This is a genomic window from Streptomyces sp., from assembly GCF_036524955.1.
Lineage (GTDB): Bacteria > Actinomycetota > Actinomycetes > Streptomycetales > Streptomycetaceae > Actinacidiphila.
The window spans coordinates 14,785-30,746 of record NZ_DATDBG010000025.1 but is presented as its reverse complement, the minus strand read 5'-3'; the positions used below and the strand labels follow the sequence as shown (position 1 = coordinate 30,746).

Annotated in this window: 14 protein-coding genes and 2 tRNA genes; 4 read left to right on the top strand and 12 right to left on the bottom strand. The window is 72.2% G+C overall.

What is annotated here, in order from left to right:
• A partial coding sequence (gene leuS, locus VIW71_RS02230) for a leucine--tRNA ligase (protein ID WP_331620139.1) occupies positions 1 to 2,491 on the bottom strand: 2,491 nt, incomplete at its 3' end.
• Positions 2,492 to 2,886: 395 nt separating this feature from the next.
• Complete coding sequence (locus tag VIW71_RS02225) at positions 2,887 to 4,830, bottom strand: S53 family peptidase (RefSeq protein WP_331620138.1); 1,944 nt, start codon at positions 4,828 to 4,830, stop codon at positions 2,887 to 2,889.
• Between the two features lie 437 nt (positions 4,831 to 5,267).
• Between VIW71_RS02225 and VIW71_RS02220 the strand changes: the two genes are divergently transcribed.
• Positions 5,268 to 5,636 carry a VOC family protein gene (locus VIW71_RS02220; RefSeq protein ID WP_331620137.1) on the top strand — a complete coding sequence of 123 codons (369 nt, stop codon included), beginning with the start codon at positions 5,268 to 5,270 and terminating at the stop codon, positions 5,634 to 5,636.
• A 127-nt stretch (positions 5,637 to 5,763) separates the two neighbouring features.
• On the opposite strand, the gene VIW71_RS02215 is transcribed toward VIW71_RS02220, so the two are convergent.
• Positions 5,764 to 5,836: transfer RNA gene (locus VIW71_RS02215), tRNA-Ala, on the bottom strand.
• A 133-nt stretch (positions 5,837 to 5,969) separates the two neighbouring features.
• Between VIW71_RS02215 and VIW71_RS02210 the strand changes: the two genes are divergently transcribed.
• From VIW71_RS02210 to VIW71_RS02200, 3 genes are all read left to right on the top strand, one after another.
• Positions 5,970 to 6,863, top strand: coding sequence for a glycosyltransferase 87 family protein (locus tag VIW71_RS02210; protein ID WP_331620136.1), 894 nt, complete (start codon positions 5,970 to 5,972; stop codon positions 6,861 to 6,863).
• Complete coding sequence (locus tag VIW71_RS02205) at positions 6,827 to 7,255, top strand: hypothetical protein (RefSeq protein WP_331620135.1); 429 nt, start codon at positions 6,827 to 6,829, stop codon at positions 7,253 to 7,255. The genes VIW71_RS02210 and VIW71_RS02205 overlap by 37 nt, the downstream gene beginning before the upstream one ends.
• A gap of 83 nt (positions 7,256 to 7,338) precedes the next feature.
• The gene (locus tag VIW71_RS02200; protein ID WP_331620134.1) at positions 7,339 to 8,409 is read left to right on the top strand and encodes an alkene reductase; all 1,071 of its coding nucleotides are present in this window, start codon (positions 7,339 to 7,341) and stop codon (positions 8,407 to 8,409) included.
• A 228-nt stretch (positions 8,410 to 8,637) separates the two neighbouring features.
• On the opposite strand, the gene VIW71_RS02195 is transcribed toward VIW71_RS02200, so the two are convergent.
• From VIW71_RS02195 to VIW71_RS02155, 9 genes are all read right to left on the bottom strand, one after another.
• A tRNA-Ala gene (locus VIW71_RS02195) sits at positions 8,638 to 8,710 on the bottom strand.
• A gap of 186 nt (positions 8,711 to 8,896) precedes the next feature.
• Positions 8,897 to 9,547: a histidine phosphatase family protein gene (locus tag VIW71_RS02190; RefSeq protein ID WP_331620141.1), complete on the bottom strand. Its 651-nt coding sequence runs from the start codon at positions 9,545 to 9,547 to the stop codon at positions 8,897 to 8,899.
• Positions 9,544 to 9,984, bottom strand: a complete 441-nt coding sequence (gene rsfS / locus VIW71_RS02185; protein WP_331620132.1) for a ribosome silencing factor — start codon at positions 9,982 to 9,984, stop codon at positions 9,544 to 9,546. The genes VIW71_RS02190 and rsfS overlap by 4 nt, the downstream gene beginning before the upstream one ends.
• Positions 9,985 to 10,080: 96 nt before the next feature.
• Entirely contained in the window at positions 10,081 to 11,949 is a 1,869-nt protein-coding gene (locus tag VIW71_RS02180) for a LytR C-terminal domain-containing protein (protein ID WP_331620130.1), read from the bottom strand.
• A gap of 31 nt (positions 11,950 to 11,980) precedes the next feature.
• A complete protein-coding gene (nadD, locus tag VIW71_RS02175; protein ID WP_331620129.1) occupies positions 11,981 to 12,583 on the bottom strand; it encodes a nicotinate-nucleotide adenylyltransferase in 603 nt (200 codons plus the stop codon).
• Position 12,584: 1 nt separating this feature from the next.
• Entirely contained in the window at positions 12,585 to 12,734 is a 150-nt protein-coding gene (locus tag VIW71_RS02170) for a hypothetical protein (protein WP_331620128.1), read from the bottom strand.
• A gap of 226 nt (positions 12,735 to 12,960) precedes the next feature.
• Positions 12,961 to 14,115: a hypothetical protein gene (locus VIW71_RS02165; RefSeq protein ID WP_331620127.1), complete on the bottom strand. Its 1,155-nt coding sequence runs from the start codon at positions 14,113 to 14,115 to the stop codon at positions 12,961 to 12,963.
• Between the two features lie 64 nt (positions 14,116 to 14,179).
• Positions 14,180 to 14,599: a hypothetical protein gene (locus VIW71_RS02160; RefSeq protein ID WP_331620125.1), complete on the bottom strand. Its 420-nt coding sequence runs from the start codon at positions 14,597 to 14,599 to the stop codon at positions 14,180 to 14,182.
• 52 nt (positions 14,600 to 14,651) lie between these two features.
• Positions 14,652 to 15,953, bottom strand: a complete 1,302-nt coding sequence (locus VIW71_RS02155) for a glutamate-5-semialdehyde dehydrogenase (RefSeq protein WP_331620124.1) — start codon at positions 15,951 to 15,953, stop codon at positions 14,652 to 14,654.
• Positions 15,954 to 15,962: the final 9 nt, after the last annotated feature.

Sequence of the window (15,962 nt, the reverse complement as noted above, 5' to 3'; positions counted from 1 at the left end):
TACCCTCCAGGTCCTGGCGTACGCCGTCGATGGCCTTGTGCAGCGCACGCAGCGTCTCCTCGTCCGGCTCGGCGTCGACGACCGTGACCTCACCGGTCGCCTCGTCGACGACGTTGCGCCACAGCCGCTGCAGCAGCCGGTACTGGCCCACCACCGCGCGCGTGTCCCACGGCCGCGAGACGTCCAGCGGGCCCATCGCCATCTCGTACAGGCGCAGGGTGTCCGCCCCGTACTCGGCGCAGATCTCGTCCGGAGTGACCGCGTTCTTCAGGGACTTGCCCATCTTGCCCAGCAGCCGGGAGACCTGCTCGCCCTGGTAGAAGTAGGCGCCGCCGCGCTCCTCGACCTCGGCCGCCGGCACGGCGATCCCGCGCGCGTCCCGGTAGACGTACGCCTGGATCATGCCCTGGTTGAACAGCTTGTGGAACGGCTCGAAGGACGAGATGTGCCCCAGGTCGTACAGCACCTTGTGCCAGAAGCGGGCGTACAGCAGGTGCAGCACGGCGTGCTCAGCGCCGCCGACGTACAGGTCGACGCCGCCGGCCGGCTGACCCTCGCGGGGGCCCATCCAGTAGGCCTCGGCCTGTGGGGAGACCAGCTCGCGGTCGTTGTTCGGGTCCAGGTAGCGCAGCTCGTACCAGCAGGAGCCGGCCCAGTTGGGCATGGTGTTGGTCTCGCGGCGGTACCGCTTGGGGCCGTCGCCCAGGTCCAGCTCGACGGTGACCCAGTCGGCGTTGCGGGACAGCGGGGTCTCCGGGGAGGTGTTCGCGTCGTCCGGGTCGAAGGTGCGCGGGCTGTAGTCGTCGACCTCGGGCAGTTCGACGGGCAGCATCGACTCGGGCAGCGCGTGCGGGACGTCGTTCTCGTCGTAGACGACGGGGAAGGGCTCGCCCCAGTAGCGCTGGCGGCTGAACAGCCAGTCGCGCAGGCGGTAGTTGACCGTGCCCTCGCCGATGCCGCGTTCGGCCAGCCAGGCGGTGATGGCGGCCTTGGCATCGACCACGCCCAGGCCGTCCAGCGACACACCGGCACCGGCGGAGTCGGTACCGGTGGAGTCGATGATCTTCGCGTCGTACGAGACGAAGGCGTCGTCCCAGGTCGCCGGGTCGGTGCCGCGTCCGTCGGTCGGCTCCACCACGCACCGCATCGGCAGTTCGAAGGCACGGGCGAAGGCGAAGTCGCGGGTGTCGTGGGCGGGGACGGCCATGATCGCGCCGGTGCCGTAGCCCATCAGGACGTAGTCGGCGATGAAGACGGGGACCGGCTCGCCGCTGACCGGGTTCACGGCGAAGGCGCCGGTGAAGACGCCGGTCTTGTCCTTGGCCTCGGCCTGGCGCTCGACGTCCGACTTGGCCGCGGCCTGCTTGCGGTAGGCGGCGACCGCGTCGGTGGGGGTGGCGTGGCCGCCGGTCCACACCTCGTGGGTGCCGGCCGGCCAGGCGGCGGGCACGATCGTGTCGACCAGGTCGTGTTCGGGGGCCAGCACCATGTAGGTGGCGCCGAACAGGGTGTCGGGGCGGGTGGTGAAGACGGTGATCCTGTACTCGCCGTCGGCGGCACCGTGCACGGGGAACTCCACCCGGGCGCCCTCGCTGCGGCCGATCCAGTTCCGCTGCTGCAGCTTGATCGCCTCGGGCCAGTCCAGCGCGTCCAGGTCGTTCAGCAGCCGGTCGGCGTAGGCGGTGATCCGCATCATCCACTGGCGCAGGTTGGCCTTGAAGACGGGGAAGTTGCCGCGCTCGGAGCGGCCGTCCGCGGTGACCTCCTCGTTGGCCAGTACGGTACCCAGGCCGGGAGCCCAGTTGACCGGGGACTGGGCGGCGTAGGCCAGCCGGTACCCGCCCAGGACGTCGGCGCGCTCGGCCTCGGTCAGCGCCGCCCACGCCCTCCCGTCGGGAGTGCTGCGGGTGCCCGCCTCGAATGCGGCGATCAGGTCGGCGATGGGGCGCGCGCGGTCGGCCGCGGTGTCGTACCAGGAGTTGTAGATCTGCAGGAAGATCCACTGGGTCCAGCGGTAGTAGCCGGGGTCGATCGTGGCGAAGGAGCGGCGGCGGTCGTGGCCCAGGCCCAGCCGGCGCAGTTGGGCCCGCATGGTGACCATGTTGGCCTCGGTGGAGACCCGCGGGTGGGTGCCGGTCTGCACGGCGTACTGCTCCGCGGGCAGGCCGAACGCGTCGAAGCCCAGCGTGTGCAGCACGTTGTGGCCGGTCATGCGCTGGAATCGGGCGAAGACGTCGGTGGCGATGTAGCCCAGCGGGTGGCCGACGTGCAGTCCCGCGCCCGAGGGATACGGGAACATGTCCATGATGAACTTCTTGGGGCGGGCGGCCGACTCGGGGTCGTCGTCCAGCTCCCCGCCGGGGTTTGCCGCGGCGAAGGTCCCGTTCGCGTCCCAGTAGTCCTGCCAGCGGCCCTCGATCCCGGCGGCCAGCTCGGCCGTGTAGCGGTGGGGCGCGGCAGCCGTCTCGGCGGCCGGGGTGGTGTCGCTCATCGTCCTCGGTACTCCATCGATGTCATGACGGCTGCGGCCGGGAAGCCTGTGCCGGTCTGCCGGTCTGCCAGTTCTGCCCGCGGAGACCAATCTGCCGGTTCTGCCCGCGGAAACAAAAAAGCCCCTCGCGCAGGAGGGGTGCCGCACTGACGTGGTTCGTGGTCAGCGCGGCTCGCTAAGCAGGAGGCTCACAGCTCGCATAAGGCCAGGTTACCGTAGCGGCGCCGGGGCGCGCACCGGGGATCGCGCCGGGCGCCCGGACACGTACGGTGGTCGTACGACCGCACGCCGGGGCCGGCCACCGGGGAATCGGTGGTCGGCCCCGCCCAGGGGAGTACCGGTCGAGCCCTCCCGCTACCGCCACGCGTTACCGCGCCTCGGCAGCCGCACGTCCCTTACCGCCGGCGGCCGTACGTCTTCACGTAGTGCCCGGTCGGTGTGCCGACGCCGGTGACGTCGTCGTAGCCGGGGGTGGCGACCAGCGAGGAGTCCCGGCCGAGCACCCGGAGCGAGGTGATCGTGCCGTCGTCCGCGTTCTCACCGTTGGCGAAGTCGACGCGGACCTCGGACAGCGTCACCCCGGGACCGTACGGGTGGTCGGTCACGTCGTGGTACGCGGCGGTGCCGTACCGCGAGTAGATGAGCGGGTTGGCGAAGCCGATCGGCACGCCGCCGCGGGCCTGCTGGGTCAGCGCCTGGACACCCGCGATGACCGGCGCGGCCAGCGAGGTGCCGCCGATGCGGTACTCGCCGTACGTGACGGATCCGTCGAGGAACGTCTGGGTCTGGCCCACCAGGAAGCCGGTGTTGGGGTCGGCGACCGCAGCGATGTCGGGCTCGACACGCTGCTTGACGGTGCCGCCGTTGGCCAGCGCCAGCGAGTCGGGTACGACGCCGCGCTGGTAGGACGGCTGCGCGTACAGCTTGCTGGTGCCGCCCCCCGCGCCCGAGGTGTACACCGGCGTGGCCCAGTTCGTGCCGTCGGCGGAGAGCAGGCCCTTCTGCGTACCCCAGCCGGTCTCGAACTCGTACGTGTCACCGGCACCGACACCCAGCGACGTACCGCCGACCGAGGTGGCCCACGGCGAGTTCGCGGGCGTGTCGACCTGCTTGGTACCGGTGGAGGCGACGTTGTCGCCCGAGTCGCCAGAGGAGAAGTAGAAGCCGATGCCCTGGACCGCGCCCTCCATGAAGACCTGGTCGTAGGCGGCGGCGATGTCCGGCGTCTCGTTCTCCTCGATGTCGCCCCAGGAGTTGGAGACGATGTCGGCGAGGTGCCTGTCGACGACCTTGTGCAGCGCGTCGAGCAGGTCGTCGTCGAAGCAGGAGGCACCGCCGACATAGACGATGCCCGCGTCGGGCGCGACCGCGTGCACGGCCTCGACGTCGAGGGTCTCCTCGCCGTACCAGCCGGACGCGTCACACAGGTCGGTGGAGTTGTAGTGCCGCGGCAGGACCTGGCTGAGCTGGCCCGGCTTGTACGGCTTGTCGCCGTGGAGCGAGGCGTACTTGCTCGCGTCGGCCACGATGGTCGGCGAGGCGTAGGCGTCGGTGATGGCCACCGTGACGCCCTTGCCGGTGTAGGAGCCGGCGCCGTAGGCCGCGCGGAGCTGCTTGCCCGTGTAGCCCTTGATCGCGTACGGCGCCTGGGTGCCGAAAGCGGCGGGCAGGCTGGTGTTGACGTTCGACCCGTAGTACGACGAGAACGGGCCGGAGTTGACGAACGCGGATCCGGGGCCGGGCAGTTTGTCGTCGTGCCGGGACAGCTTGGGCGCGTTGTCCAAGCCGGTGACGGTGAGCACCGCACCCCCCAGCGACCCGGGCACGGAGGCCGTGGCCGTGGGTGCGTGGTAGGTGTGGCCGTGTCTGGCGTAGTCGTGGAGCTGGGTGCCGAACGCCTTCTCGGCGGCGGTCACTTCACCGGTGGCGGTGAGGTAGTGCCGGTTCACGGCGATGACCTTCAGCCCGGAGGACTTCAGCCAGGCGGTGACCTCGGCTGTCTGGGCCTTGGTCGCACCGAACCTCGCCTGCGTCTGGGCCGGCGTCAGGTAGTGCCCGTACGCTGCCGAGGCCGGGTCGGACACGGACCGGGCGTAGGCGGCGAGGCCCGCCGCGTTCCGGCCGGCCAGGTAGACCCGCACGGTCACCTTGCCGGAGTCGGCCGTCGCGCCCTTGTCCGCCTTCGCGGTCGCCCAGGCCGGTCTGGTGCCCTTGAGGAGCTGCCGCGCCGGCTGGTCGGCCGTCGCGGACTGGGTGCCAAGCGCGAGCGCGCCGGCGACCAGCGGCAGCGCGGCGGCTGCCACCAGTGCGGCGCGGGTTCTCTTGCGCTCAAGTCTCATGTAACCCCCATGCGAAGCGAGTTGTCGCGTGCCGCGGTGGCGCGGTCGCCGCTATGCGTACGACGCGCACCGCGAAGCGACACTCTTTCGCTGATCAGTTCATGCCAGGGGCATGGGTTTTCCAAGAGCGGGTCAAGGAACCCTCACGGGCGGGGAGTTGACCAGCGATCAGGCCACCCCCGGACCACCTCGACGACGCCCCGGGGACCGACGCGAGCCGATCCGAGCGACACATGTGGCGCCCTGGGGACGCCGTCCGCCGATGACCGGTCGATGAGAGCACGCCTGGACCTCGAACCGGCTGCGGCGAGACCGGCCGCAGGCCGGGCCCGGTGGGTGGCGGAGGGAGTGTCGGACTCTCCCGGCCTCGGGGACACCCGCAGACCACGGTGGCGAAGTTCCCGGGACACGGCAGGGGGCTCTGTCACCCTTGGCGTGTGCTGAGGATCGGATCCGTGGTGATGGGCGTCTCGGACGTGCGGCGCGCCGCCGCGTTCTGGACGGAGGCGCTGGGGTACGTACCGCGCGAGGAGCCGGAGGAGGACTGGGTGGTGCTGGTGCCGGCGGACGGAGTCGGGTTCCAGCTGTCGCTCGGGCTCAGCGAGACCCCGGTGCAGGAGTACCCACGGGTCCATCTGGACCTGTACGCGGGTGACGCCGCCGACCAGGCCGCCGAGGTCGAACGGCTGGTGTCTCTTGGCGCCCGCCGCGTCGACTGGGACCTCTACCCCGAGGACCCCGACTTCGTGGTCCTCGCCGACACCGAGGGCAACCGTTTCTGCGTCATCGACACCACTCACGCCTGAGCAGCGCGCCGGCCGGTCGAGCCGTCCGGCTGCTTCCGTGCTGCGGGAGATCCTCGGTGACGGGGGCGCCGTATCGCGCCACGCCCGGACAGGTCCATCGGAGTCTCGTGCGCGGCAAGGCGGGGAGTGGAGCTACGGGGATTCGAACCCCGGACCTCTTGCATGCCATGCAAGCGCTCTACCAACTGAGCTATAGCCCCGCGTGGTGCCGGCGGGCGGGCCCGGCGACTCGGGACACTTTACATCGCGGCGGGGGCGGTTCGGCAAATCGGTTCTGTGGGGGTGGGAGGGCTCCGACCTCGGGGTTCCGCGGGTGGAGAGGGAAGGGGCGGCGTGGGTGAGCGGCGGTGGGCCGGGTGGGCCGTGGTGGGGTGCCTGGTGTCGTTCGCCGGGGTGTGGGTGGCGCAGCGGGCCGTGGACGTGTCGCTGCTGGACGTCATGGTGTACCGGGCCGCGGGGTGGACGGTACGGACCGGCGGGAACCTGTACGCGCTGCGGGTGGAGCACGCGCAGCTGAAGATGACGTATCCGCCGTTCGCGGGGCTGATGTTCGTGCCGCTGACGTGGGTGGGGACCGGTGCGATGCGGACGGCGGCGACCGCGGCGAACCTGCTGCTCGTGGTGGCACTGAGCGCGCTGTCGCTGCGGCTGGTGGGGCGGCCCGCGCGGGTGCCCGCCGTGCTGGCGGTGGCCGCGCTCGCAGTGTGGTGCGAGCCGGTGTGGGCGACCGTGCGGTACGGGCAGATCAACCTTCTGCTCGCGGTGCTCGTGCTGTGGGATCTGACCCGGAGGGCGGAACACCGGTGGGCCGGGGTCGGTATCGGCGTCGCCGCCGGGATCAAGCTGACGCCCGCTCTGTTCGTGGTGATGCTGGGCGCCGCCGGGCTGCTCGTGCGCGGCACCCCGTACCTGCGCCGCGCGCTGGTGGCGGCGGGGACCTTCGCCGGTACGGTCGCGGTGGCGGCGGCCGCGCTGCCGGCCGACTCCCGCCGCTACTGGACCGGCGTCGTCGTCACCGCCAACCGGCCCGGGTTCGCCGGGAACGTCGCGAACCAGTCGCTGCGGGGTGTCGTCGCCCGCCTCGCGCACACCGCGGCCCCGGGCACCGGGTGGCTGTGCGCGGCGGCGGTCGTGGCGGTGGTGGGGCTCGCGGTGGGGGTCGCCGCGCTGCTGGCCGGGGACCGGCTGCCGTGGGCCCGGCCTGGGCGGCGGTGGCCTGCGCGGTGACGGCGCTGCTGATCAGCCCGGTGTCGTGGACGCACCACTGGGTGTGGGCGGTGCCGATGGTGGTCCTGCTGGCCGCGGAGGCGGTACGGCGCCACGACCGGCGGTGGCTGGCCGGCACGGTGGCGGCCGGTGTGGTCTTCTGCTCCTACGCGATCTGGCTCGTCCCGCACGGCCACGCCCGGCCGGAGTTGCGGCAGCAGCCCGCGCAGATGCTCCTGTCGGCGCTGTACCCCCTGGCGGGGCTGGCGTTCCTGGCGGTGGCCGGGGCTCTCGCCGTTCGCGCGCTGTACACCACGCCCTCGGGGCGCGGGTCGACCGCCGAACGGGGGTATTCCGGCGGTGACCAGGGGGTCGAACCCCGGGACCCCGCCACCCGGCACCGGAGTTCATGAACTGTCAACAATCCTGCGGGGTTTCCGGGTTACGGTGGGCGCGGCTGACGCTCGGACCTCAATCACGAGCCTGGAGACCGTCCTTGACCACCGCGTTCGACCCCATCGACCTGGCCGGCCGCCGCCTCGCGAACCGTATCGTCATGGCGCCGATGACCCGCAGCCGCGCGTACGGTCCCGGGCTCAGCCCCACCGAGGCGACCGCGACGTACTACGCGCAGCGCGCCTCCGCCGGGCTGATCGTCACCGAGGGCACGTGGCCCTCTCCGGTCGGCCAGGGCTACCCCGACACCCCGGGGCTGCACAGCCAGGAGCAGATCGCCGCCTGGCGCAAGGTCACCGACGCCGTGCACGCGGCCGGCGGCACGGTCTTCGCACAGCTGATGCACACCGGCCGGACAGGCCACCCGTCCCTGCTCCCGGACGGGCTGGTCCCGGTCGGCGCCTCCCCCGTGGCCGCCAGGGGCGCGGTCCACACGGCCGACGGGCCCCAGAGGTTCGTCGTGCCGCGGGAGCTGGACGAGGACGGCATCCGCCGGACCGTCGAGGACCACGCCGAAGCCGCCCGCAACGCGATCGCGGCAGGCTTCGACGGCGTGGAGGTGCACGCGGCCAACGGCTACCTCGCGCACCAGTTCCTCGCCCCCAACTCCAATGTGCGCACCGACGCGTGGGGCGGCGGACCCGAGGGCCGCTCCCGGTTCGCGGTGGAGCTGGTCCGGGCGGTGGCCGACGCGATCGGCGCACACCGTACGGGCCTGCGCGTCTCCCCCGGCAACCAGCTGGGCGACCTGCACGAGCCGGAGCCGGCCCCCACGTACCTCGCCCTGCTCAAGGGGCTGGAGCCGATCGGCCCGGGCTACCTGCACATCGCGGAGTCCGCCGACCGGACCCTCACTGCGGCCCTGCGCGAACGGTTCACCGGTGTGCTGATCCTGAACGCCCTTACGGTGGGCCGCCCGTCGGGTCCGGAGGAGCTGGCCCTGGTCGAGGACGGCACCGCCGACATGGTGTCGTACGGCGCCCTCTTCCTCGCCAATCCCGATCTGCCCCGCAGGCTGCACGCGGGCGGCCCGTACAACACGCCGGACCGTGCCACGTACTACGGCGGCGGCGACCGCGGCTACACCGACTACCCGGTGCTGGACACGTAGGGCCCGGCACGCGCCCCCGGACCCGCGGGGCCACCCGGCTCTCGGCTCCCCCTCGGCCCCACCGCCGGCCCACCGTGGCCCCGGGCCGCGGCCGACTCCTCCACGGCGGCCAGGGCGTGGCAGCCGCACCGGGCCCCCGCTGATCGCGAACCGGCCTCGTCCTGACCGCGAAAGGCGGAAGCCCTGCCGGTGGTCACCGACAGGGCTTCGACAAAGCGTCCTGCTGTGTGGAGCTACGGGGAATTGAACCCCGGACCTCTTGCATGCCATGCAAGCGCTCTACCAACTGAGCTACAGCCCCGCGTCTGCCGGAATCCCCGGCGACGGGTAGAAGCATAGCCGGTGAGCGGACCGGAAACGAAATCGGCTCGGCGGCGCGGTGCGAGGGCCGCAACGGCAGCGGACTCGGGGGGACCGGCACCCCGCCCGAGCCGCGCTGGGCGACCCACCCAAAGCCCCGCGGGAGGCCCGCCGGGCCCCGGAGGGCCTACGTGTCGTCCCCCAGCACCGCCTCCGGCAGCGAGCCCGCGTTGTGCTCGGTGAGTCGCCAGCCGCGGGCGCCCTCGCCGAGGACCGACCAGGAGCAGTTGGAGAGGCCGCCGAGGGACTCCCAGCTCGCCGGGTCGAGGCCGAGCAGCCGGCCGATGGTGGTGCGGATGGTGCCGCCGTGGCTGACCACGACCAGGACACCCCCGTCGTCCAGCTTGTCGGCCGCGGCCAGGACGACGGGGGCGGCCCGGTCGGCGACCTCGGTCTCCAGCTCGCCGCCGCCGCGCCGCACCGGCTCGCCGCGGCGCCACGCCTCGTACTGGTCCCCGTACCGCTCGTTGATCTCGGTGTGAGTCAGGCCCTGCCAGACGCCGGCGTAGGTCTCGCGCAGGCCCTCGTAGTGGGTGACGGGCAGGCCGGTGACGGCGGAGAGCTCGGCGGCGGTGGCGGCGGCCCGGCGCAGGTCGGAGGAGACGATCGCGTCGGGGGTGAGGGCGGCGAGCAGCCGGGCGGCGCGGCGCGCCTGGGAGACGCCCGCAGCCGTCAGTTCGATGTCGGTGGTGCCCTGGAAGCGCTGCTCCAGGTTCCAGGCGGTCTGGCCGTGCCGCCACAGCACGATGCGGCGCCCCCGGCCGCGCGGCGCGCTCAGCGCGGGTCTCCGTCGTCGTCCGCCGCCGCAGAGCGCGCCTGGGCGTGCTCGGCGCCCTTGCCGCGGGTGGCCATCGCGTCCTCGGGCAGCGCGATCTCCGGGCAGTCCTTCCACAGCCGCTCCAGGGCGTAGAAGACCCGCTCCTCGGAGTGCTGGACGTGCACCACGATGTCGATGTAGTCGAGCAGCACCCAGCGACCGTCCCGCTCGCCCTCACGCCGCACCGGCTTGGCGTCCAGCTCCTTGAGCAGGGTCTCCTCGATGGCGTCGACGATGGCCTTGACCTGGCGATCGTTGGGCGCGGAGGCGACCAGGAAGGCGTCGGTGATGGAGAGCACATCGCTGACGTCGTAGGCGATGACGTCGTGCGCGAGCTTGTCGGCGGCCGCCTGCGCGGCACTGCGGGTCAGCTCGATGGAACGGTCAGTGGCGGTCACGGATACGGCTTTCCGGTCGGGGGCTTGTCTCTCAAGGGTCTCACGACCCTCTGACAGCCCCCGACCGGATTTCGGTCACCGCGCGGCAGCGCGCCGCTACTGGGAGTCCGGCAGATGGTAGTCCTGGCCCAGCACCACCGAGATGTCGGCGTTGGACGGCAGCGTCCCCCTGCGCACGGCGCTCGCGGGCAGCCCCAGCGTGGCGGCCACGTCCTTCGCGGCGGCGAGCCGGGCCGGGTCGGCGTACAGCACCCGCGAGAGCGCCCTGGGGTCGCTCGCCCTGCCGCCCGGCACATAGGTGTACGTGCCGCCGTTGACGATCGCGGCCTGCGCCAGCGCGGCGGCCTGCGACATCCCGGTGGCGTCCGTGATCTGCACCCTGGCCTGCGCGGAGGCACCGCCGCGCTGCTTGACGTTGCCGCCGAGCACGTCCTTGACCACGGGGTCGGTGCCCTGGGCGCCGAGCGTGCCGTCCTTCTGCACGGGCAGCGTCGCCGTGTCGTAGGCGCCGGTCTTGGCCAGCTCGGCCAGTCGCCCGAGGGAGGCGCCGAGCTGCTTGTCGGTCAGCGAGGGGTCGAGGATCTGGCTGAGCGCCTGCACGGTCTTGGTGGCGTCCAGCGCGTCGCTCGGCATCTTCTTCAGTACGGCCTGCATGACCTGCCCGAACCGGCCGAGCTGGGCGAGCTGCGTCTCGCCGGGCCCCCGGTACGTGGCGTACGCGACCGCCGCCTGCCCGTTGAGCTCCTGCTGCTTGCCGCGCGCCACCAGGGTCTTGCCCTTCTCCTTGCCCGAGGTGCCCTTCACCACGGTGTCGGTGTCGACGTAGACATCACCGAGGGAGTCCACAAGCAGTTCCAGGTACGGCGAGTCCAGCCGCCAGCTCCCCTTGATGTCGGTGCCGAGCAGGTTGTTGAGCGCGTCCCTGGTCGGGCCGACCCCGTCGGCGACCGACGTGGCCAGGGTGGTCGAGGAACCGTCGTCGCCGGTCACCGAGAGGGAGTTGGGGATCAGCACGGTGGTGCCGCGGCCCTTGGTCTCGTTCTCCACCAGCAGCGCGGTGGCGCTGGGCCCGCCGTTCACCGGGAGCAGGTGGACCACGATCACATCGCGTTTCTGGCTGCCGGCGGGCGCGGTCGCGGTCGCGGACTCCTCCGTGTTCAGCCCCGGGATCCTCCCCTGCTGCCACAGGTAGCCGGCGCCGCCGACCAGCGCGAGCACCAGCACCATGACCAGCCCCACCCTGCGGTTCCGGCTGCGCCGCCGGGCCTCCTCGCGCCGCTCGGTCCGCGACTCGGAGAACTTCAGCCAGTCGATGACCTCCTCGGACTCCTCCGATTCCTCGTCCACGAAGGCGAATTGCTCGGTCTGGTACAGGGGCCCGGTCGGCGCGGCCTCGGCGACCGCCTGGGGCCGGCCGGTGGTCCCGTGGACTGCCGCGTGCTGCCCGGTGTCGTACGCGGGCTGCCCGCCGGTGTCGTGGACCGCGTGCTGCCCGGTGTCGTACGCGGTGTGCCCGCCCGGGTCGTACGCGGTGTGCCCGCCCGGGTCGTACGCCGCCTGCCGGCCCGGGTCGTACGCCGCCTGCCGGCCCGGGTCGTAGGCGGGTTGCTGCCCGGTCTCGTACCCCGGCCGCGGCCCGGCGCCGTACCCCTGCTGCGGCGCCTGCTCGTAGTACGGCTGCTGCGGCTGCTGCGGGATCCAGCCCTGCTGCTGCCCGGCGTAGGTCCGGGAGGGATCGGCGTAGTACGGGTCCTCGTACGTGTGCTGCTGTGGCGCCTGGGCTGCGGTGCGTCCGTACGGGTCCTGGTACGTCTGCTGCTGCGGGAAGGGCGGCGGCGCGGTGGGCCGCCCGTACGCGTCGTAACCGTACTGCTGCTGCTGGTAATAGGGAGGTTGCTCGTACGGGTCGCTCTCGTCGTCGGGACCGCCCTCGGCGTAGTGCCGGCGGGGGTTTGCGTCGTTCACGAGGACCCCTTCACGTGTTTCGTACGGCGCACTACCCGGTGGCGTCCCGGTACAGCGCGCGTTTGTCGATGTAGCGCACCACACCGTCCGGAACCAGGTACCAGACCGGGTCCCCCTTGGCCACCCGCTGGCGGCAGTCGGTCGACGAGATCGCCAGCGCCGGGACCTCCACCAGCGAGACCCCGCCCTCGGGGAAGCCCGGGTCGGACAGCGTATGCCCCGGACGTGTCACGCCGATGAAATGGGCCAGCCCGAAAAGCTCTTCGGCGTCACGCCAGGAGAAGATCTGCGACAGGGCGTCGGCGCCGGTGATGAAGAACAGGTCCGCGGTCGGGTGCTCGGCGCGCAGGTCCCGCAGCGTGTCGATGGTATACGTGCGCCCGCCGCGGTCGATGTCGCTGCGGCTGACCGAGAACTGCGGGTTGGAGGCGGTGGCGATCACCGTCATCAGATAGCGGTCCTCGGCCGCCGAGACCTTGCGGGTCTCCTTCTGCCAGGGCTGCCCGGTGGGCACGAACACCACCTCGTCGAGGTGGAAGAGGCTCGCCACCTCGCTCGCGGCCACCAGGTGCCCGTGGTGGACGGGGTCGAACGTACCGCCCATCACACCGATGCGCTGTTTCGCGGCGGCCATGCTAGTCCCGGTTGAAGCGGGTGGTGATCCACAGCAGCAGGAGCAGGGCGCCCAGCGCGCCGAAGCCGGTCAGGTACGGGCTGAGGCTGTCGTGGTGACCCCCGCCGGACTCGGCGAGCGTGATCAGGGTGTGGGCTGCGACGGGCGACATGATCAGCGGGACCCTTTGCGACTCGGGGAACGGGTGGGAAGCTCTGCGCACATGGTACGGGCGGGGTCCCGGGAAATTTCAGCCAGGCTCCGCGGTCCAGAGTATGTACCGATCGGCGGGCCGGGGGCTCACTGCGCGAACTCACCGTGTCCGACACCGTTTTCCCGGCCACGAGCGGCCCGGCGGGTGGCGCCCGGGTACCTCGGCGGGGAGATCCGTGCCCGCGTCAAAGGGTCGGGACCGGCCACAACCGCTGAGACCGATCGGCCAGGGCCGGCGTCACGCCGGTCGGTGCGCTCCTTCCGCCGCTCGGACCGCCCGGCGTCGCGCCGCTCGCCGCGTCCTCCGTCAGCGGTGCGCACACCGCGCCCACCGGGCGGTCGTGGTCGTACGGGTCGGCGCCGGCCACGGAGCCCGGTGCGCTCTGCCCGGCGAGTATCGGCCGGAAGTGGCCCTGGACGGCGGTGCAGGCCAGCGGCCCGGCGGCCACGTCTGCCTGGACCACCTCGATGTGGTGCTGGCGCAGGTCGTCGTGGTCGAACCGGAAGCGCACCTGGCGCCGCACGGTGAACAGCGACACCTCGTCCGAGGCGGCGGGGCCGCGCAGCGCGTAGACGAAGGTGTGGTCGGCAGCGATCTCCAGCCGGTTGTCGTGGGTCTCGCCGGCCTGGAGCGTGCCGTGCACCCGGATGTCGTCGGTGACCAGCCGGACCTGCGCCTTCGGGTCGAAGCGGACCAGCCAGCCGGTGGCCTCGTGTCTGCCGTCGGCGGCCGGCCGGGTCAGGCTGGCGTCGAACTGGTCGAGCTGGCCCGGGTCGAGCAGGTTGCGGACCGCACCGACGTCGCCGTTCAGGACGGTCTTCGGGTCCAGCGAGGAGTCGGCCAGGTACTCCCGAGCCGTTTCGAACGCCTGATCGACTTCGCTCTGGGCGAAGTCGCCGACCCGGCGCACCGCGGGCAGGGTGAGGCCGGCCTCGCCGACCCGGTAGTGCTCGGCCCGACCGCCGTCGAAGGGCGCGGCGGCGGACACCGCCGACACCTTGCCGGTCGGTACCAGCGGGATCACGGTCACCTGCAACTGTTCGCTGGTGACCGGCGTGCGGGCCCGGTACGGATGCCGCACCCCCATGTACACCGCGAAACCGAAGGCCACCACGATGAGCAGGATCAGGGCGACCGCCTGCCGCGCCAGGCCGCGCGGCAGCACATGCCGGATGCGCACGGCCCGGGCGGCCCCGTCCAGCCGCTCACGTGCGGAGAACTCCTGGATCCGGGCAGCCTTGACAAACGATTCGTCGAATACGACGGATCGGTACTCGTCGTCACCGCCTCCCGGGGCGCCCTCCGGCGTGCCCTCGGGAGGGTCTCCAGGCCCGCTCATATCACAAGGTTAAGTCTCTGAGCGCGCGAATAAACGCCCCGGTACCGGTCAACTTGACAGGAGATCAGGGCAGGGGCGTGGTGGCCACCGGCGGCATGGTGCGCGTGCCGACCGGACCGGTGGGCGGTGGGGGCAGGTCGCGCCCGCCGCCCGCCCCGCGGTACACGGCGGCGAACGTCAGGGCGACCACCCCGATGCCCATGACCACGGCGAGCGCCCAGGCGACCGGGCGGTGCCAGCGGGTGCTGCTGCCGCGGTAGGGGTGCCCTGCCGGGTACAGCTCGTCGGAGTCGGGGGCCTCGTCGTCGTCCAGTTCGGGGACGGCGGCGGACCGGCTGGGATGCCGTCCGGGGCGGCCGGGCGGTAGCGCGGGACCTTCGGCGACGGCAAGCATCCGTTCCGTGGCTGTGGGCTCATGGAACAGGGCGGACCGTACGAAATCTTCGTCGAGGACTACGGAGGCGAACTCGTCATCGTCCGGCATCTGTCCAGGGTAATGCGGAAGTTGGCCCTTTGGGCAGGGGAATCCGGATCGATCAGCGAGTGTGGCCGTCTCCGGTCACCACGTACTTGGTCGAGGTCAGCTCCGGCAGACCCATGGGTCCGCGGGCGTGCAGTTTCTGGGTGGAGATGCCGATCTCCGCGCCGAAGCCGAACTGGCCGCCGTCGGTGAACCGGGTGGCGGCGTTCACCATGACCGCCGCCGCGTCGACCAGCTGGGTGAAGCGGCGGGCAGCGGGCTGGGAGCCGGTCACGATAGCCTCGGTGTGGCCGGAGGACCACAGCCGGATGTGCTCGACCGCCGCGTCCAGCGAGTCCACCACGCCGGCCGCGATGTCGTACGACAGGTACTCGGTCTCCCAGTCCTCGCCGGTCACCGGGACGACGGTGGCCTTGCTGCCGGAGGACTCGGCGAGCTCCAGGACGCGCGGGTCGCCGTGCACGGTGACGCCGGCCTCGGCGAGCGCGTCCAGGGCGAGCGGCAGGAAGCGGTCGGCGATGTCGCGGTGGACGAGCAGCGTCTCGGCCGCGTTGCAGACGCTGGGCCGCTGTGCCTTGGAGTTGACCAGGATCCGCACGGCCATGTCGAGGTCGGCGTCGGCGTCCACGTACACATGGCAGTTGCCGGTACCGGTCTCGATCACCGGGACGGTGGAGCCCTCGACGACGGTACGGATCAGCGAGGCGCCGCCGCGCGGGATGAGGACGTCGACCATGCCCCGGGCGCGCATCAGCTCGGTGACGGACTCGCGGCTCTCGCCGGGGACGAGCTGCACGGCGTCGGCGGGCAGCCCGGCCCCGCCGACGGCGTCGCGCACCACGGTGACCAGCGCGGTGTTCGAGGCGTACGCGGAGGACGAGCCGCGCAGCAGCACCGCGTTGCCGGATTTCAGGCACAGTGCGGCGGCGTCCACCGTGACGTTGGGGCGCGCTTCGTAGATGATGCCGACCACGCCCAGCGGCACGCGGAGCTGCCGCAGCTCCAGGCCGTTGGGGAGAGTCGATCCGCGCAGCACCTCGCCGACGGGGTCGGGCAGGCCCGCGACGTGCCGCACGTCGGCGGCGATGGCGGCGACCCGCTCCCGGGTGAGGGTCAGGCGGTCGACGACGGCGGGGCTGGTGCCTGCCTCCTCGGCCTTGGCCACGTCCTTCGCGTTCGCCGCGACGATCTCCTGGGTCCGTACGATCAGCGCGTCCGCGATGGCCAGCAGGGCGTCGTCCTTCGCCGACCGGGGCAGCGGGGCCAGGTCGGCGGCGGCGGCGCGGGCCCGGTAGGCCGCGAGCATGACGGGCGACGTGGGGAGCGGCGAGGGGGAGAATTCCCGGCGGACGGTCATAAGGGCAGC